Source organism: Streptomyces sp. NPDC102514 (genome assembly GCF_055584525.1).
Genome location: NZ_JBVJLW010000005.1, coordinates 61,802 through 78,366, shown reverse-complemented (window position 1 = coordinate 78,366; position 16,565 = coordinate 61,802). Strand labels below are relative to the sequence as shown.

The 16,565-nt window shown below is 71.1% G+C and carries 16 protein-coding genes and 1 pseudogene; 3 read left to right on the top strand and 14 right to left on the bottom strand.

The genetic code is table 11. The annotated features are described in order from the left end of the window. Positions 1–21: 21 nt before the first annotated feature. The 13 genes from ACZ60E_RS14820 to ACZ60E_RS14760 all read right to left on the bottom strand — a co-directional run bounded on the left by ACZ60E_RS14820 (position 22) and on the right by ACZ60E_RS14760 (position 13,632). On the bottom strand, positions 22–528 hold the full coding sequence (locus ACZ60E_RS14820; protein WP_469440600.1) for a flavin reductase family protein: 507 nt from the start codon (positions 526–528) through the stop codon (positions 22–24). Then, entirely contained in the window at positions 525–1,610 is a 1,086-nt protein-coding gene (locus ACZ60E_RS14815; protein WP_469440598.1) for an MsnO8 family LLM class oxidoreductase, read from the bottom strand. Before ACZ60E_RS14815 ends, ACZ60E_RS14820 begins: the two co-directional genes overlap by 4 nt. After that, complete coding sequence (locus ACZ60E_RS14810; protein WP_469440594.1) at positions 1,607–2,944, bottom strand: MFS transporter; 1,338 nt, start codon at positions 2,942–2,944, stop codon at positions 1,607–1,609. Before ACZ60E_RS14810 ends, ACZ60E_RS14815 begins: the two co-directional genes overlap by 4 nt. Continuing rightward, positions 2,941–5,694 (bottom strand): class III lanthionine synthetase LanKC, encoded by a 2,754-nt coding sequence (gene lanKC / locus ACZ60E_RS14805; RefSeq protein ID WP_469440592.1) that lies wholly within the window; start codon positions 5,692–5,694, stop codon positions 2,941–2,943. Before lanKC ends, ACZ60E_RS14810 begins: the two co-directional genes overlap by 4 nt. Positions 5,695–5,797: 103 nt before the next feature. Then, positions 5,798–5,992 carry a hypothetical protein gene (locus ACZ60E_RS14800; RefSeq protein ID WP_267029434.1) on the bottom strand — a complete coding sequence of 65 codons (195 nt, stop codon included), beginning with the start codon at positions 5,990–5,992 and terminating at the stop codon, positions 5,798–5,800. A 240-nt stretch (positions 5,993–6,232) separates the two neighbouring features. Continuing rightward, a complete protein-coding gene (locus ACZ60E_RS14795; RefSeq protein ID WP_469440588.1) occupies positions 6,233–7,060 on the bottom strand; it encodes an SAM-dependent methyltransferase in 828 nt (275 codons plus the stop codon). Between the two features lie 112 nt (positions 7,061–7,172). Beyond that, positions 7,173–7,931 carry an enoyl-CoA hydratase/isomerase family protein gene (locus ACZ60E_RS14790; RefSeq protein ID WP_469440585.1) on the bottom strand — a complete coding sequence of 253 codons (759 nt, stop codon included), beginning with the start codon at positions 7,929–7,931 and terminating at the stop codon, positions 7,173–7,175. Continuing rightward, positions 7,928–9,217, bottom strand: a complete 1,290-nt coding sequence (locus ACZ60E_RS14785) for a cytochrome P450 (protein WP_384799524.1) — start codon at positions 9,215–9,217, stop codon at positions 7,928–7,930. The genes ACZ60E_RS14790 and ACZ60E_RS14785 overlap by 4 nt, the downstream gene beginning before the upstream one ends. A gap of 60 nt (positions 9,218–9,277) precedes the next feature. Next, on the bottom strand, positions 9,278–10,651 hold the full coding sequence (locus ACZ60E_RS14780; protein ID WP_469440582.1) for a cytochrome P450 family protein: 1,374 nt from the start codon (positions 10,649–10,651) through the stop codon (positions 9,278–9,280). 8 nt (positions 10,652–10,659) lie between these two features. Next, positions 10,660–11,220, bottom strand: coding sequence for a GTP-binding protein (locus tag ACZ60E_RS14775; protein WP_384799518.1), 561 nt, complete (start codon positions 11,218–11,220; stop codon positions 10,660–10,662). 3 nt (positions 11,221–11,223) lie between these two features. Beyond that, the gene (locus tag ACZ60E_RS14770) at positions 11,224–11,610 is read right to left on the bottom strand and encodes a DUF742 domain-containing protein (protein WP_384799515.1); all 387 of its coding nucleotides are present in this window, start codon (positions 11,608–11,610) and stop codon (positions 11,224–11,226) included. Beyond that, positions 11,603–12,448, bottom strand: coding sequence for a roadblock/LC7 domain-containing protein (locus ACZ60E_RS14765; protein WP_384799512.1), 846 nt, complete (start codon positions 12,446–12,448; stop codon positions 11,603–11,605). The genes ACZ60E_RS14770 and ACZ60E_RS14765 overlap by 8 nt, the downstream gene beginning before the upstream one ends. Further along, positions 12,445–13,632 carry an ATP-binding protein gene (locus ACZ60E_RS14760; RefSeq protein WP_385837165.1) on the bottom strand — a complete coding sequence of 396 codons (1,188 nt, stop codon included), beginning with the start codon at positions 13,630–13,632 and terminating at the stop codon, positions 12,445–12,447. Before ACZ60E_RS14760 ends, ACZ60E_RS14765 begins: the two co-directional genes overlap by 4 nt. A gap of 396 nt (positions 13,633–14,028) precedes the next feature. Here ACZ60E_RS14760 and ACZ60E_RS14755 point away from each other — a divergent pair, with 396 nt between their 5' ends. Beyond that, complete coding sequence (locus ACZ60E_RS14755; RefSeq protein WP_469440575.1) at positions 14,029–15,009, top strand: helix-turn-helix domain-containing protein; 981 nt, start codon at positions 14,029–14,031, stop codon at positions 15,007–15,009. Further along, positions 14,997–15,458 (top strand): cupin domain-containing protein, encoded by a 462-nt coding sequence (locus ACZ60E_RS14750; protein WP_385837167.1) that lies wholly within the window; start codon positions 14,997–14,999, stop codon positions 15,456–15,458. The genes ACZ60E_RS14755 and ACZ60E_RS14750 overlap by 13 nt, the downstream gene beginning before the upstream one ends. Here ACZ60E_RS14750 and ACZ60E_RS14745 read toward each other — a convergent pair. Then, positions 15,457–15,582 (bottom strand): annotated as a pseudogene (locus ACZ60E_RS14745) (CorA family divalent cation transporter); the annotation flags it as partial. The gene ACZ60E_RS14750 and the pseudogene ACZ60E_RS14745 overlap by 2 nt on opposite strands. A gap of 150 nt (positions 15,583–15,732) precedes the next feature. On the opposite strand from ACZ60E_RS14745, the gene ACZ60E_RS14740 reads away from it, so the two are divergent. Further along, the gene (locus ACZ60E_RS14740) at positions 15,733–16,503 is read left to right on the top strand and encodes a helix-turn-helix transcriptional regulator (RefSeq protein WP_384799494.1); all 771 of its coding nucleotides are present in this window, start codon (positions 15,733–15,735) and stop codon (positions 16,501–16,503) included. The last annotated feature ends 62 nt before the right edge of the window (positions 16,504–16,565 follow it).

Sequence of the window (16,565 nt, the reverse complement as noted above, 5' to 3'; positions counted from 1 at the left end):
TGTGTGGTGGACGGGATCGGGTCACGGCCGGAAGGAGCCGGCGAAGTAGGTCAGGGGCTCGCCCGGGGTGCCGCGGGCGAGGTCGCGCACCTCGCCGAGCAGGATGGAGTGGTCCCCGCCGTCGTACACGGCGGTCAGGGCGCACTCCAGCCAGGCCAGTGCGCCCGTGAGCAGCGGCGCGCCGGTGACGCGCCCGGTGAATGTGTCGACCGTGTCGAACGCGCCGGGTCCCCGGGGCCTGCGGTGGTCCGCGAAGTACCGGGCCAGGTGGTCCTGGCCGGAGCGGAGGATGGAGACCGCGAAGTGCCGCTCCGCGAGCACGGTCGCGTGCACGGCCGCGGTGCGGGCCACGCAGACCAGGACGAGCGGGGGGTCGAGCGAGACCGAGGTGTACGAGTTCGCCGTCATCCCCTGGGGGAGGTCCCGCCCGGCGCTGACCACGGTCACTCCGGTCGCGAACTGCCCGAGCACCGTGCGCAGGGCGTCCCGGGTGGCGGTGCCCGGTGCGGGGGACGGGGTGCTCCTCATCGGTGGGCCGTTCGCCGGGCCGGTGACGTCACGCGGGCCCGTGCCGTGTGGCGCAGCGTGCGGGCGCGGGCCTTCCCGCCGACTTCGAAGGGCGCGATCATCAGCTCGTCCGCGGCGAACAGGTCGGCCAGCGCCTCCAGTTCGGCGCCGACCTTCGCGGGTGAACCGTGCACCACCTGGTACTCGTCGAGGATCCGGCGGGCCAGGTGTTCCTCCCGGGCCGGGGACAGCGGGCCCGGAAACGCGGCGTTGCCGGAGTGGGCGGCCATGTGGACGGCGGTCCGCAGGGCCAGCGACTCGGCCAGTTCGTCGGTCTCGGCGCACACCACGTGGACCGAGACGGCGAGGTGGGGCCGGGAGCCGTCCTGCCCGGGGTGGTCCGGATCCGGCCGGAACGCCGCCCGGTAGCCCTCCACGGCCTCCGGGCGGCAGACGGAGCGGCTGAGGTGGTGGCCGTAGACGAAGGGAAGTCCGCGTTCCCCGGCGAGGCGGGCGCTGGTCGTGCCGGCGCCCAGGACGTGGACCTCGGGCGGGGCGGCGGGTCGCGGTGTCAGCGGCAGGGAGTGGAAGCGGTCGCGGTCCGGGCCCCTGCCGAACAGGACACCCAGCAGTTCGTCGATCTGGGCGGGGAACCCGGTGCCGGCCCCGGGGGCCCGCCGCAGGGCCGACTCCAGCAGCCGGTGGCCTTCGGTGCTGCCGACGGAGGGGCGGCCGATGCCCAGGTCGATGCGCCCGGGGTGGAGGGTCTGCAGGGTGGCGAACTGCTCGGCGACCGCGTAGGGCGGGTGGTTGGGCAGCATCACCCCGCCCGAACCCACCCGGATCCGCTCGGTGCGCGCCGCGATGTGTGCGATCAGCACGGCGGGGGCGCTGCTGGCGCTCGTGCGCACGGCGTGGTGCTCGGCGACCCAGAAGCGCCGGTAGCCGTGTGCGTCCGCGGTCCTGGCCGTGTCCACCATGTCCCGGACCGCCTGCTCGGCACTCGTTCCGGCCGGATGGCCGCCCCGTTCGAGCACGGAGAGCGGCAGGGACGGTTCGACGGGGTCCGCGGACCGCGGCGCGTGCTGGGAGGTCGTGGTCATGCGTCACTCCGGGTGGGCTCCTGGGGAGCGATGGGGGCGGCGGTCGGCGTCGGCAGGGTGAAGGCCAGGAGCGCGAGCACCAGGTAGGAGACCGCCAGGACCAGGGCGGTCACCGCCAGCGAGCTGGTGGTCAGCAGCAGCGCGGCGGCCAGTGGCGCGCAGGGCTGGAGCAGCTGGACGACGAAGTCGTTGGCGGTGGTGACGCGGCCGTAGATCTCCGGGGGGACCGAGGTGGCCATGACGGAGACGACGGCCGCGTTGATCGCCGGGACCAGCAGGGACATCGCGGAGAACGCGGCGACGAACGCGAGGGTGCTCCCGCTGAGCCACGCGAGCGTCAGGAGGGCGCCGGCGGCCGCCGGTCCCGAGGCGACGAGGACCGGCAGGGGCAGTCTGCGCTGGAGGGTGGGGGCGGCGAGCGAACCCAGCAGCCCCGCCACGGCCGCGCTGCTGAACGCGTAGCCGACGGCCGCGGCTCCACCGGGCCGGTCGCCCACCCCGAGCATCAGGGCGGAGCCGAACATGCTGAAGACCACGGTCATACCGCTGAAGAAGACGGTGGAGCGGCGCAGGAACGGGTCGTGCGCCAGGTGTCGGAAGCCGACGGTCAGCCGGTCCCGGAACCCCGCCGCCGGGGCCTGCCGCACCGGCTCCGGACCGGGCGGGGCCGGCGGGGCCGTGGCGGGTTCCGGTGCCGCGGGGGCCTTCGGCGGCGCGGTCGCCGCCCGTTTGCGCGACACCATGGCGGCGACGCAGAGCGCCGACGCCAGGAAGGTGACCGCGTCGACCGCGAAGGGCAGCGCGGGGTACACCCCGACGAGCAGTCCGCCCGCCGCGGGGCCCGCCATCGACACCCCGTAGGCGCGGGCCTGGTTCAGTGACACCGCCGAGGGGATCTGCTCGCTGCTGACGACGCGCCGGATCAGCTGGAACTGCGACGGCTTGAACACCTCCATGGCGCTCGCGGAGGCGATGACCGCGACGATCGCCAGCCACATCGGCAGGGGCCCCGCGAGCAGGAACAGGGCCACGGACGCGGAGACCACCAGGCGCACGAGGTCGCAGGCGATCACGAGCCTGCGCTGGTCCTGGTGATCGCTCAGTATCCCGGCGGGGATGCGGACCAGCAGGCCGGTGACGGCCACCACCGTGGTCACCGCGGCCACGGAGGTGGGGGGATGGCCCCCGGCCAGCAGGACGAGCGGCAGCGCCACCCCGGCCATCGAGGAGCCGAAGCCCGACAGCGTCTGCCCCACCCACAGCAGCCGGAACTGCCGGTTGTGGCGCAGCACCGAGGTCCGGCCCCCGTCCGCCCGCACGGCCTCGGTGGTCACGAGCCGTCCCCCGGGGCGGGCCGCGCGCCGGTCAGCAGGTCGTCGAGGAGGAAGTTCCGGTTGGTGCGCCGTCCCGGGGCGGCGTGCCGGAGCCGGTCGAGGAACAGGGCCACGCCCGCCGAGCCGCTCGCGAGGTCGCAGGATTCCCGCAGTGACTGCTCTCCGGGGAAGACGACGCCTTCGGGGCGCCGCAGGGTGTGGCAGAGCACGGCCTCCGCCGCCCGCTGCGCGTCCCCGAGGAGTTCCGGGTCGCCGAGGAACTCGTACGCGTCCAGGAGGGTGTTGCCCAGGCCGCTGATGCCGTGGAAGAGCTGGGGGAGACCGGTGTACTTGCGGCGGACGTCGGGGAGGACGCGGTCGACTTCCTTGCGCAGCCGGTCCTCGCCGGTGACGTCCCAGTAGCGCAGGAGGGTGGTCAGCACGCCGGCCGTGCCCGCGTCCCAGTAGTGGCGCCGTACCCGCGGGCCCTCGCTCTGCGCGAACGACGGGAAGGACAGCACTCCGCTGGTCGAGTGGATGGGGTGGGAGAGGTCGAACTCCAGCGCCGCAAGCCCGAGGTCGAGCAGCCGCCCGTCGCCGGTGGCCCCGTGCAGGGCGAGCAGGAACATGGCGACGCCGGACGCGCCGTAGCCGTAGCCGACCGGGATCCGGTCGGCCGAGTCGGGCCAGTGCGCCCGGCCGTCCTCCCAGCGGGCCTCCGCCGTCAGACGGTCGCCGATCGCGACGGCGCGGTCGAGGAACTCCTGCACCCCGTGGTCGCGCCACAGCCGCAGACAGGCCATGCCGTGGCCCGCCGCGCCGGTGAGGACGCCGGGTTCGGTGTGCAGCAGCGGATGGCCGCCGGCCTCGCGCAGCAGCCGGACCGCCTGGTCCCGGTGGCCCAGCGCGGACAGCGACCAGGCCACGCCCGCCGAGCCGTAGTAGAGGCCGGGGGGCAGCGCGTCGTGGTCGGTCGGCCGGCGCAGGGTCCACGAGAGAAGGGCGTCGGGAATCTCGTGGCCCAGGGTGTGCATGGCGTACAGGCCGCCGTGCGCGCCGTGGGCGAGGGAGAGCGGGTTGGTCTCGAAGACCAGGACGTCGGCGGGCAGGAGCCGGTCGTCGCGTTCGACGGTCGCGGTCCCCTTCATGTAGTCGACGACGCCGTCGAGCACCTCGGTGATCCGCTCGTGCAGGGGGGTGCTGTGTTCCGGTTCGGGCCGCAGCCGGTGGGCGAGCGGCGGCGGCCGGCGCCAGGCGGTGTCGAACGGCAGCCCGGCTATCCGCCGGCGGAGCACGGCCGGGTCGGGCAGTTCCTCGTCCTCGCTGTAGAGGTCGCTGATCAGGGAGGTCAGTCCGGCGGGCAGGTCGAGGTCCCGGGCCACCTCGGTCATCAGGCGCAGCGGGAGTTCGTGGTCGACCATGTCGTTCTGCTGGCAGGCGATCATGGTGGCCAGCATCAGGCCGCCGAGCGCGTAGTAGTCGGTGCGGCGGTCGCCGTGCTTGGCGGCCAGCGCGCGCCGGGTGACCATCCCCGGCGTCATGAGCCCGGCTCCGGGGGCGCCGTCCTCGTGGAAGGCGGACTCCAGGTCGATGACGCGGATCCGGTCGTCCGGCGTGACCATGACGTTGGTGGGGGACAGGTCGCCGAGGACGATGCCGCGCTCGTGGCAGACCGCGATGGCGTCGGCGAGCTGCAGCCACACCCGCTGCAGGCGCTGGTAGTAGGCGGTCAACCGCTCGGCCGACAGGTCGAGTTCGAACACGGGGTTCTCGGTGGTCACGATCAGTCCCAGATGGCTGTCCCCCACCCATTCCTCGACGAGGTAGGAGTGTTCCCACTGCCGGAAGAAGTCGAGGGGGCGGACGAAGAACCCGCTGTCGGCCAGTTCCGTCAGCAGGTCGTACTCGTGGCGCAGCAGTACGACCGCGTCGAGGCCGTCGGGCCCGACCTCCACACCGGGGCGGGCCTCGCGCAGCACGACGTCGGCGCCGGTGACGGTGTCCACCGCGCGGTAGATGCCGCCGCGGTTGCTGAAGGCGATGGCGCTCTCGATCTCGTACCGGCCGTTCAGTACGCGCTTCGCCGCCGGCGCGTCCGGTTCCTCCGGGGCCGCGGCGGGGGGCGGGCCCTCGCCGGTCACGGGATCCGTGGTCCACTCCGGCATGGACCAGTACGGGGTCCGGGTGTCGAGGACCAGGGCCCCGTCGGGGGACTCGATCAGCAACTCCCGCACGCCCAGCGGCTGGAGCCGGAACCTGCTGGTGAAGCCGCCGTAGCGGTACGAGACGACGCGGGAGCCCGGGTAGCGGCGGTCCGACAGGACGTACGGGCCCTCGAAGCCCCGCAACGCTTCGGTGAGCCCGCGGGCGACGTCGTGGAAGGACGTGACGTCGGGCGGGTAGACGGTGATGAACTTGCCGCTGGCCGGACGGGAGAAGGACTTGCTGTTCAGCTCGCGCACCTCGGCGGGGTCGATCAGGAACTTGAAGCGCACGCCCGCGTCGCGCAGCACGGGCAGGCTGCGGCGCAGGGTCTCGGCGCTGGTCCGCGAGGTGGCGGAGACGTGGAGTTTCCAGCCCTGGCCGAGTTCGGGTGCGCCGGGCGGGTCCCCGACGAGCCAGTGTCCGTGGCGCCGCAGCCGCCAGTTCCCCGGCATCGCCGCACGGAACTCGGTCAGATGGGCGCTGCCGGGCTGGCGGCGGACGGGGTCCTCGAACCAACGGGGGTCGTACCTCAGGTAACGCAGCATCGTGTTCCAGGGGAGCTGCATGCCTACGGGGTCCTTTCTCGTCCGCGTCCGGCTACCGGGCTCGACCGCCGGCCGGGCCGGTGGTCCACCACGGCCCGGCCGGCGCCGTACTACTGGGGGTGCGTCACGAGCAGAGCGAGCCGTTGCAGGAGCTGCAGCTCCCCGCCGCCGGGTCGTCGATGATCCCGGCCTGCGACGCGTCCTCGATGCCCTGCAGGCCCAGGACCGCCTCCGCGGAGTGCGCCTCGACCTCCGGCTCCTCCTGGGACTGCGCGTCCTCGACGACCTCTTCGGGGGTGGGTTCGATGTCCTCGGCCATGGTGGTCCTCCGATGGGTTCCACGGGCCGGACGGCGATCGCCGACCGGTCCCACCGAAGCTAGGCGGGGTCAATTCGGGATCGGTGAACCACCGGTATGCAAGTGGTATGTGCACCCAGGAACGGACCCGCGGCCGGGGGCCCGACCACGCCGAGGGGAGGTGGAAGGCGCCGATGAACCGGCGGTCTCCGGAGGACGGGTGGGCAGATCACCCCTGCGCGGAGTCGTCCGGGGGTCGTGTCATGCCTTTCGTGCCAGTCCGGCGGCGATGAGCTGCTCCCAGACCGTGAACTCCCGTTCCGCGCCGTTGCTCCACGGGTTTTCGGTCCGGTCGGGGCGCCACAGCGGCGCGGGGACGATTCCCGGGTCGAGGATCTCCAGGCCGTCCAGCAGCGTCGCTATCTCCGCGTCGGTACGCCACCGGCCGCGGCCGAACGTCCGCTGGAGGACTTTCTCGGCCTCCTCGGTCTCCTGGTTGTCGCCCGAGCGGAAGTGACTGACGAAGAAGTGGCTTCCGGAGGGCACGTGGTCGCGCCAGTGGCGGACGATGCCGGCCGGGTCCTCGTCGTCGTTGACGTGGTGGAGGATGGCGCTGAGGATGACGGCGACGGGCCGGGAGAAGTCGATGACTTCGATGGTGTCGCGGTGGGTGAGGATGCTTTCGGGGTCGCGAACATCGGCCGCGACGACGCGGGTCCGATCGTTGTTCTCCAGCAGCGCGCGACCGTGGACCAGTACTTGGGGGTCGTTGTCGACGTAGACGACCCGGGAATCCGGGGCGTGCCGCTGCGCGACCTGGTGGACGTTGTCCGCGGTCGGCAGACCACTGCCCAGGTCGATGAACTGCCGGATGCCGGTGGTCGTCGCGATCTCCCTGATCGCCCGCGTCAGGGCCGCGCGGTTGGCGAAGGCGACGGTCACCGAACCGGGCAGGTCGCGCTTGAACACGTCGCCGATCTCACGGTCCGCGGCGTAGTTGTCCTTGCCGCCGAGCAGGTAGTCGTAGACGCGAGCGATGCTGGGCCTGGTCGGGTCGATGGAGGAGTGTTCGTACGGCACGGTGTCCATTCTTCCCGCAACATCGCCCGCGCTCAGGCGTTTTGGGGACAACCGGCCGGTCGGGACGGCGCGGACGCACTGGTCGGAGTGGGTCCGCGCCGTATCAGGGCTGCTTCCAGGGCTACTTGAGGGTGTTGGACAGAAGGTGGGAGTCGAGGAGGGAGACGTTGGCCGTGCCGGTCTGCGCGTAGCCGGCGAGCATCCGCTTGGTCAGGACGAGGGTCTCGGGCGAGCGTCGGGCGAGCGGTCTCGTCCACGCGTCGACGGTGCGGTCCAGTCGGTCGGAGGGAACCACCTTGTGGAGCAGGCCGATCCGGTGGGCGGTGGAGGCGTCGAAGACCTCGCAGGTGAGCGCCAGTTCGCGGATCGGTGCGACGCCGACCTCGGAGATCAGCCGGCCCAGGGCGCCTCCCCAGGCGGGCGGGAGGCCCAGCGCGACCTCGGGCATGCGGAACCGGCAGGTGTCCGAGCCCGCCCGCAGGTCGCAGAACGCGGCAAGGGCGAGTCCGGCGCCGACGACCCTGCCGTGGAGCCGGGCGATGGTGACGGCGTGGGTGTTCTCCAGGGCGTGACAGAGGCGGTGGGCCTTGTCCACGGCCCGTCGCAGGGCGGCGCCGGACGGGTCGGCGTTGACCGCGTCCAGGTACTCGCCGCGGTCCGCTCCGGTGCAGAAGTCCGGTCCGAGGGAGGACAGGACCAGGACACGGACGTCGGGCCGTCCGTGCAGGCCGTCCAGGAGGGCGATGAGGTCGTCGATCGCGGCGGCGCTCAGGACGTCGTCCTGCCCGTCGGGATTGAGGCGTACTCGCAGGACGGGACCGTCCTGCTCGGTGTCGATGGCGGAGGGGCGGACGGCGGGGGGCGGCAGTATGTGGTTCATGCGAGGGCGACGTCCAGGTTCAGCAGACGCCTGAAGGCCACCCTGGGTGCCCTGAGCGGGCGTCGGGCCAGGGTGAGGCGGGGCAGGCGTCCGACCAGTTGGCGCAGGAGGGTGTGGGCTTCGAGCCGGGCCAGCGGGGCGCCGAGGCAGTAGTGGATGCCTCCGCTGAAGGCGAGGTTGTGGAAGGCCTTGCGGTGCGGGTCGAACCGGTCGGGATCGGGGTGCCTGGCCGGGTCGCGGTGGGCGGCGCCCACCATGAGGTGGACCATGTCGTCGGCGCGGACCTCGACGCCGTCCAGCAGGCCGTCGCGTGCGGCGACCCGGCTGATCACGTGGGCCGGCGGGTCGTAGCGCAGTGTCTCCTCCACGAAGGCGGGTACCAGGTCGGGGCGGGCGGCCAGCAGGTCCCAGCGTGCGGGGTCCTCGACGAGGAGGAGCGTCATGGTCGACAACAGGGTCGAGGTGGTCTCCAGAGCGGCCAGCAGGACGAACAGGACCAGGAAGTAGACCGCCTCGTCGGCCTTGTCCCGGTCGGGCTCCATGGCGTCCCAGGTCGTGATCCAGCGCGAGACGGGGTCGTCGCCGGGGTGCCCGCGCCGGTCGCGGATGAGCTCCATGAAGTAGGAGCGCAGTTCGGCCATCGCCACGTCGGACCGGGCCAACTGGCTGCCGGAGGGCAGCAGTTCCTGGGTGAAGACCTGTTCATGGGTCAGTTCGCGCAGCCGTGGCCAGTCGGCCGACGGCAGGGCGAGCCAGGCGCCGATGGTGGCGATCGGCAGTTCCTCGCTGACCAGGGCGGCGAAGTCCGCGTGCTCCTCGCCGTCCCTGAGGCGTTCGGCCAGGGTGTCGAGGAGACCGTCGGTGAGCCCGAGGACCGTCCGGCTCATCTGCTGGATGGCCGTCCGGTCGAATCCGCCGGCCGCCCGGCGCACCCGGGTGTGCTCCGGTGGGTTGAGAGCGGGCATCGTGCTGCCTATCTCGCGCGAGGACGGAGCACTCCAGCGGGTGCGGGGACCCTGCCGGTCGCGCCAGCTCTTGTCCGGCTCCAGCCACTCGGCGCTGCGCAGTACGCGGTCGCAGGCGTCGAAACTGGTGACGAGGAAGCCGCCCCAGGGAGCGGGGCGGACTCCTCCCTTGGACCGTAGTTCCGTGTAGAAGGGGAAGGGATCAGCCTGTCCTTCTGCCGTCCGCAGACGGGAGAAGAGGGAGACGGTGGCGCGGCGGTCGGACGACGACGTCGTGAGGCTGCCCACGGTGGCGGCTCCTTTCTGAGCAACAGCCGCCATACGTACCCGTGGGGTTATTGAAGCATCCAATAACACTGTGTCCTCATAGGGTTACTTACGTCACTCACCCCTGGTCCATGCCAGGAACCGACTGAAAAGACCGGACTTGGCCTTGGACGCGGAGTGCCCTGCCGGCTGCTGGTACGAGGCGGTGGAGTGCTGCGCCGCGTGCGCCGGCGAGGCGTCCTGGGACCGGGAGGACTCCGCGCCGGTCTGGGTCGCGCTGCGCGGGGTGAACCGGATCGGGACGCTCACCAGGGACCGGCTCCACGGCGCGGGCACCCAGGCGAGGTCCTGGAAGCGGACGCGCGTCTCGACGTCGGGCAGCCGGTTGAGGAGCGACTCGACGGCGGTGACGGCGATCATGAACGCCGGGTCCTTGGCGGGGCACGCGTGCGGTCCGGCACCGAAGGCGAGGTGGGCCTTGCCGCTGAGCTGCTCGCGGTGCTCGGTCAGCTTCGGGTCGGTGTTGGCCGCGGCGAAGGAGATGACCACCGGGTCGTTGGCGCGCAGGACCCGGCCGCCCAGGTCGACGTCGTGGGTCGGGTAGTGGGCCGCGTAGTTGGCGATCGGCGCGTAGTTCCACAGGGTCTGGACGACCGCGTCCTCGACCGGGAGTCCGGCCGGCCAGTCCTCGCCGAGGTACAGCGCGCTGCTCGTGCCGATGGCCGCGGCCAGAGGCGCGGTGCCGCCGGAGAGCAGGGTCACGAGCTGGTGCAGCACCTCCTCGTCGGTGAGGCCCGCGGTGTGCTGCATGAGCCGCGTCGTCACGTCGTTGCCGGGCCGGCGGTGCTTGAGGGCGATGAGTTCGCCGAGCGCGCCGCCCAGGACCTGGTCGGCGCCGGGGGTGCCTTCGAAGATGCCGCTGATGCCCGCGATGACGCGGTCGCCGATCTCGGGCGGGCAGCCGAACAGGTCGCTGAAGACGAGCAGGGGCAGCGGCTGGGCGTAGTCGGCCATCAGATCGGCCTGGCCGCGCACGTCCGAGGAGAACTGGCTGATCAGGTAGTCGGCGGACTGCTGGGTCTGCCGCACGAGCTGGAGTTCGTCGACGCTGGCGAGGCTGTCGGTGACGGCCTGGCGGAGCCGGGCATGGGCGGCACCGTCGCTGAAGAGGGCGTTGGGCCGGTAGCCCATCATGGGCAGTGCCGGGCTGCCCGCGGGGACCCGGCCCTCGTTCAGCGCGTTCCAGCGGCGTGAGTCGCGGACGAAGGAGGCCGGGTTCTGCAGGATGTACAGGGCCGCGTCGTAGCTGGTGACCAGTTCGACCTCGACGTCGGGGGCGATGTCGACGGGGGCGCTGGGGCCGAGCGAGCGCAGGTGGGCGTAGTGGCGCTCGGGGTCGGAGCCGAACTCGGGGCCGAACAGCTGGGTGTTGCCGTGCGCGGGGCACCCGGGCGGCGGTGTCGCGTGGGAGTTGATCTGGTGTTGCATGCCGGCTCCTAGCCGAGTATGGACATGAGGTGCTGCACGAGGGTGATGAGGGACTGCGCCGAGGACGTGCGGTCGCGTACGTCGCAGTGCACGATCGGGGTGTCCTCCGCGAGGTTGAGCGCCTCGCGGACTTCGTCGAGCGGGTACTCGACGGTCCCCTCGAAGTGGTTGACGCCGATGGTGTACGTCAGGCCGAAGCGCTCGACCAGGTCCAGGATGGGGAAACTGTCGTGCAGTCGGGTGGGGTCGACCAGGACGAGGGCGCCCAGCGCGCCCCGTGACAGTGCTTCCCACATCTCCTTGAATCGTTCCTGCCCGGGGGTTCCGAAGAGGTACAGCACGAGGGTGTCGCTGAGGGTGAGACGGCCGAAGTCCATGGCCACGGTGGTGGTCGTCTTGTTCGGCGTCCCCGACAGATCGTCGAAGCCCTCACTGGCCTCGGTGATCTCCTCCTCGGTCTGCAACGGTTCGATCTCGGAGATGCTGCCGATCAGGGTGGTCTTCCCGACCCCGAAATGACCCACGACGAGGATCTTGACCGAGTTGGAGGTGTCTGGATTCAGATACACGGCTTACGCTCCGAATTTGGTTCTGAGGCCATCCAGCACGGCGCTGAGGAGTTCGCGTTCGGCTCGTTCGACGCGGGGAATGGGCTTGCGTACGAGAATGAGGCCGTCCTCCTCCAGCTGCGCCAGCAGGATCCGCACGATGCCCAGGGGCAGGTGGGTGTGGCCCGAGACCTCCGCCACCGACAGGAATCCGTCGGCGACCAGATTCATGACCTTGCGTGCCTCGGGTGACAGGGCACGCGCGGCCGCCGACGAGCCGCTGTCGTGCGCGGTCACCAGTGCGGTGTGCTCGTACTCGTGGTCCGAGGGGAGGCCACGCCCGTTCGTGATCACGAAGAGAGGGACTAATGGGGTGGTGAGCTCCAGCTCCTCGTCCGATCCGTCAGACATGGTCGGCCCTCTCTCCCCGGCTCTCAGGCGCCAGGATCCCGGGCACGGCGTCGCACAGGCGCGTCGTGAACTTCTCGATGTCACAGGCGTGTTCGGCCGCGGCGGCCAGGAAGCCGTCGTCCCCGGCCGCGATGAGGAAGATCCAGCCGTGCTGGTACTCGATGACCGTCTGCTGCCATTCGGCGTCCTGGGAGCCGCCCGCGAAATCCGCCGCCGCACGGCTGTAGGCGTGAATGCCGGTCATGGCCGCGGACATCGTGTCCGCGAGATCCTGACCTATCCCCGAGGTCGCCCCGCGCGGCAGACCGTCGGCGCCGAGCAGCAGCGCGTGCAGGGCGCCGTCCACCTCGTCGACGACCTGGTCCAGCTGCTCGAGCACGAAGTTCGAACCGCCGGCCTCGACGCGCTGGGGCCGCACGGCGTCGCTCGTCCGGGAGGGGTCGTCGAGACCGGCCCGCGGCGGTGACGTCAGGTTGTTGCCCAGCCTGGCGACCAGCCGGTTCATCCGGAACGACAACTGCTGCAGGTCGACGTCCGGTTCCGCGGCGGCGGCCAGATAGGCGCCCTGTCCCGCCCCGATGAGGAACACCCAGCCGTGGGAGAACTCGATGACCGTCTGGTTCCACTGCTGTTCCTGCGCCGCGCCGACGAAGTGCGCGGTGGCGCGGCTCAGCGACTGCATCCCTGACATGGCGGCCGAGATCGTCTTCACGTCCTTGTCGGTGAGACGGTCCGTGGCCCCACGCGGCAGCCCGTCCGCCGACAGCACGACGGCGTGCCGGGCCCCGGGGACGTTGTCCACGATGTCCTTGACCATCCATGACATGTCTGTGGTCATGCGTCCTCGGTCCCTTCGGACGACGGGGTCTCGACAGCACGGCCCGACATGGTGCCCCGCTGGATGGCGGCCAGGCCGCCGGCCCCCCGGGCCTTCTTGAACGGGCGGGTGGCTCCGCCGGTGGAACTCCCGGTGTCAGTGACGCTCGCCGTGGGGGACTGCCGCTCGCCCCGCTTGGGCAGACCGTGCACCGTGCGGCTCTCGGGTTCGTCCTCCCTGGTGGGGATACGCCGGATCCGGCGCACCGGGGCTTCCTGAGCGGGGGCCTGCGGGGTCTCTTCCATGGTCCACAGCTCCTCAGGCAGCAGGACGACGGCCCGGACGCCGCCGTACCGGGAGACTCCGGTGACGTCCACCTTGAACCCGTACTGGCTCGCGATCAGGCCCACGACGGGGAGACCGAACTTCGGCTGGGCGCCGAGCTGGGACAGGCGGGGGGCGGTGGCGCCGGACAGCAGCACGGTCGCCTTCTGCCGGTCCTCGTCGTTCATGCCGACACCGGCGTCGTCGATCACGATGCACAGGTTCTTCTGCACGCGCTGGAACGTGACCTCGATGGGTGCGTCGTGCTGCGAGAAACTGGCGGCGTTGTCGAGCAGTTCGGCGACGGCGAGGGCGACGGGCGAGACGGCGGACGCCTTCAGCGCCATCCCGCTCTGCTGCATGATCTCGACGCGGTTGAAGTTACGGATCTGCCCCTGGGCGTTGCGGACCACGTCGTAGACGCTGGCGGGCTGGCTGCGGCGGCTGAGAGGCGCGCCGCACATGACCGCGATGCCCTGGGCCTTGCGGGCCATCTGGGCGGTGGCGTGGTTGACGTCCAGCAGGTCGGACAGGACCGCGTGTCCGCCGTGCTTGCGCTGGATGCCGTCCAGGAGCGTGGTCTGCTCGGCCGCGAGGCTCTGCAGGAAGCGCACCGCGCCCTTGAGGACCGCCTTGGTGCTCTCCTCCGCCGTCCGTTCGGCGTCCCGCAGCGCGTCGTCCTGCTCGGCACGGAACTTCTGCAAGTCGCCCAGAGCGGTCGAGAGCCTGCTCTGGGCCTCGGCCAGCCGGTGCGCCGACTCACTCTCGAACTGTCGTTTTCTTGCTCCCAGAGCTCTGTTGCGGACGACGAGTGCTAGGACTGCGGCGGCGGCTATCACCGCCGCAGCACCGAGGCACCATATGAGCACGTCTCGATTCATCGATACCTTTCCCGGGGCGCGACATGCAGACATCGCCGGAACGCGCCTCAGAAAGATCCGCAGCGCACACCTTGGGAACTGCATGAGCGCTACTACGAAGAGCAGGCTGGCCTCAGATCACCACAAAGTTGATCAAGGCCGCAGACGCCGCGATGCTATCACCGCGGGCTGCCCCTCCAGAGCGCCCGCTACGCCCTGAAATAGCCTCAACATCCGCTGGAACAAGTCACGTTGCACGCAGAACCGGCCAACTCGGGTCCCCTCGCGCGACTTGAACACGACACGGCTCGCCAGCCTTCAACAAACCTTCACAGCGGCACAGGGGGCAACAGGGGTGCGATCCGCCGGAGTCACGGCGTACCGCCCGGGCGGAAGTGCCGCCGTTATCCTTGACCGGTGATCGGCAACCTTGAGTCGTTCCAGGACGAGTTGGCCGCCAGTGGCTTCCCGCGGCTGGTCAACAAGCTGGCCGGGGCCGGCTTCCGGGGCGGGATCACCACCCGTGCCCTCGGGCCGCTGCGGCTGGTCTCCCTCGACATACCCGAGAGCGCCTGCACCGGGCGGGAGCGCGACGCCTCCGACGGCGAGAACCTGGCGATCAAGGTGATGACCCGGGGCCGCACGCGGATCGAGCAGGGGCGCGGCGACGCCGAACTCGGGCCCACCGACCTGGTGCTGCTCGATCCCACGCGTACGGTCCGGTTCGAGAGCACCGCCGCGGCGCACGTCACCATCCTGGTTCCGCGCCGGGAGCTCCGGATCAGGCCCGCGCAGATCGACCGGCTCATCGGCGTACGCATCGACGGCAGCCACGGCCCTGGCGCTCTCGTCTCCGTGCTGGCCCGGCAGTCGGCGCGGTCGGCGACCGAGTTCCGCGAGGCGGAGGCGCTGCGGTCGGCGGCGGCCGTCGTCGAACTGATCGCGGTCGCACTGGAGGCCCGGCTCGGCGACGAACAACCGGCCCCGGACGAATGGCTGCGGAGCAGGATCACCGGCTACATCGAGGCCCGGCTGGCCGATCCCGATCTGTCCCCGCGCGGCATCGCCGTCGCCCACAACATGTCCGTACGTCGGCTGCACAAGCTGTTCGAGGACCAGCCGCTCACCGTCGCGGCCCTGATCCGCCGTCGCCGCCTGGAGCGCTGCCGGGCCGAGCTGACCGGCAGCGGACGTACGGTCACCGCCGTCGCCGCCCGGTGGGGATTCTCCGATCCCACCCATTTCAGCAAGCTCTTCAAGGCGACGTACGGCTACAACGCCCGTGCACTGGTTACCAGCAACCGTGCACGGACGACCAGGACGCGCACAGCCGGCCCGAACAAGGATGGTGGTGACCAAGACACGCAACAACAAGAGGAGAAGTCGTGGCGAAGGTGAACATCGTCCGCCCCGGTGAGGGCGAGATCCTCGGCAGCGGGGCGCAGCAGATCCGCATCCTGGAGAACGGCGAGCACACCGACCACCGGCTGGGGTTCGCCGAGGTCACCATTCCGCCGGGCACGCCGGGCCCGTTGCAGCATCGCCACGCCCAGCACGACGAGGGCTTCTACGTGCTGGCGGGTACTTTCCGCTTCACCGTCGGCGAGGACCAGTACGACGCCGGGCCGGGCACCTGGGTCATCGTGCCGACCGGGGCGCCGCACACGTTCGCCAACGTCGGCGACGAGAACGCGGTCATGCTGAACACCTTCACACCGGACCTGTACGTGCAGTACTTCCGCGACTTCAAGGCCATGCTCGACTCCGGGCAGCCGGTCAACGCCGAGACCATGCAACCGCTCTGGAAGAACTACGCCACCGAGATCTCGGACGAATACGCCTCGTGAGTCTGTCCCGCCGCTTGAAATTCACGTACAGACTGCCGCAGACAACCCCCATCAGACCGATGGCGAAGGGGTATCCGAAGCTCCAGCCCAGCTCCGGCATGTGCGTGAAGTTCATGCCGTAGATCACAGCTCACGCCCCTGCTCGAACATGAACGCCTCACGCGGGCGCGGGCGCGGGCCCGAGTCATGTGCCCGGCAGGCGGAGGCGGAGGCGGTGCCGGTTCCCGGTGGGACTGCTTCCGCGTGCTCGACCGGTGCCGGTTAGCCTCGGGGGATGCGCGTCACCAGAGAGCTGCCCACGCTCGCCGCGGGCGAGGTGGACGTGCCGTTCGTGATCCAGGGCTACGAGGAGATCGTCACCGCCGACATGGCGTGGAACGAACACTCGCACTCCTGGCACGAACTCCTCTGGAACGAGCGCGGGGCATCCACGGCAGTGGTGGGTTCCCAGGTGTGGTGCATCACGCCGGCCCTGGGGCTGTGGATGCCGGCCGGGCAGCTGCATTCCGCGTCCGCGATCGCGGGTACCTCCTACCGCGCCCACTTCTTCCGTCATGGAACGCTGTCGGCGTTGGCCGACGAGCCCGTGGCCGTGGAGATCACGCCACTGCTCCGCCTCCTGCTGGAGAGGCTGGGGGAGGCGGACCTGTCACCCCGGTCCCGGTCCGTGACCGAGGCGATGGTCCTCGACGTACTGCGGCCGTCACCCCGCGCGCTGCTGGTCCAGCTGCCGACCTCCGCGCTGCTGCGGCCGATCGTGGACGCGGTCCGGGCGGATCCCTCCAACCAGCGGACGCTGACCGGCTGGGCCGCCTCCCTGGGATGCAGCGCGCGCACGCTGACCCGCGCGTTCAGGGCGGAGACAGGCACGAGTTTCGCTCGATGGGTGGCCTCGGTCCGGGCCCAGCACGCCGTGCAGCTGCTGTCCCTCGGGTTCGAGGTCGACGTGGTCGCCGACGCGGTGGGCTACCGCTCGGCGAGCGCCTTCGGGGTGGCCTTCCGGCGTACGACGGGAATGACTCCGGGCCGCTTCCGGGCGCACTGACGCAGGCCGGAGAGGCGGACCGGCTCACGGCATCGACAGCCTCGTACAGGGCCGGTTCATGT

Excerpts from the sequence above, each read along its gene's own strand:
- ACZ60E_RS14820 (WP_469440600.1), bottom strand. The coding sequence starts at position 528 with ATGAGGAGCACCCCGTCCCCCGCACCGGGCACCGCCACCCGGGACGCC.
- ACZ60E_RS14815 (WP_469440598.1), bottom strand. The coding sequence starts at position 1,610 with ATGACCACGACCTCCCAGCACGCGCCGCGGTCCGCGGACCCCGTCGAA.
- lanKC (WP_469440592.1), bottom strand. The coding sequence starts at position 5,694 with ATGCAGCTCCCCTGGAACACGATGCTGCGTTACCTGAGGTACGACCCC.
- ACZ60E_RS14800 (WP_267029434.1), bottom strand. The coding sequence starts at position 5,992 with ATGGCCGAGGACATCGAACCCACCCCCGAAGAGGTCGTCGAGGACGCG.
- ACZ60E_RS14795 (WP_469440588.1), bottom strand. The coding sequence starts at position 7,060 with ATGGACACCGTGCCGTACGAACACTCCTCCATCGACCCGACCAGGCCC.
- ACZ60E_RS14790 (WP_469440585.1), bottom strand. The coding sequence starts at position 7,931 with ATGAACCACATACTGCCGCCCCCCGCCGTCCGCCCCTCCGCCATCGAC.
- ACZ60E_RS14785 (WP_384799524.1), bottom strand. The coding sequence starts at position 9,217 with ATGGCGGCTGTTGCTCAGAAAGGAGCCGCCACCGTGGGCAGCCTCACG.
- ACZ60E_RS14780 (WP_469440582.1), bottom strand. The coding sequence starts at position 10,651 with ATGCAACACCAGATCAACTCCCACGCGACACCGCCGCCCGGGTGCCCC.
- ACZ60E_RS14770 (WP_384799515.1), bottom strand. The coding sequence starts at position 11,610 with ATGTCTGACGGATCGGACGAGGAGCTGGAGCTCACCACCCCATTAGTC.
- ACZ60E_RS14765 (WP_384799512.1), bottom strand. The coding sequence starts at position 12,448 with ATGACCACAGACATGTCATGGATGGTCAAGGACATCGTGGACAACGTC.
- ACZ60E_RS14760 (WP_385837165.1), bottom strand. The coding sequence starts at position 13,632 with ATGAATCGAGACGTGCTCATATGGTGCCTCGGTGCTGCGGCGGTGATA.
- ACZ60E_RS14740 (WP_384799494.1), top strand. The coding sequence starts at position 15,733 with ATGCGCGTCACCAGAGAGCTGCCCACGCTCGCCGCGGGCGAGGTGGAC.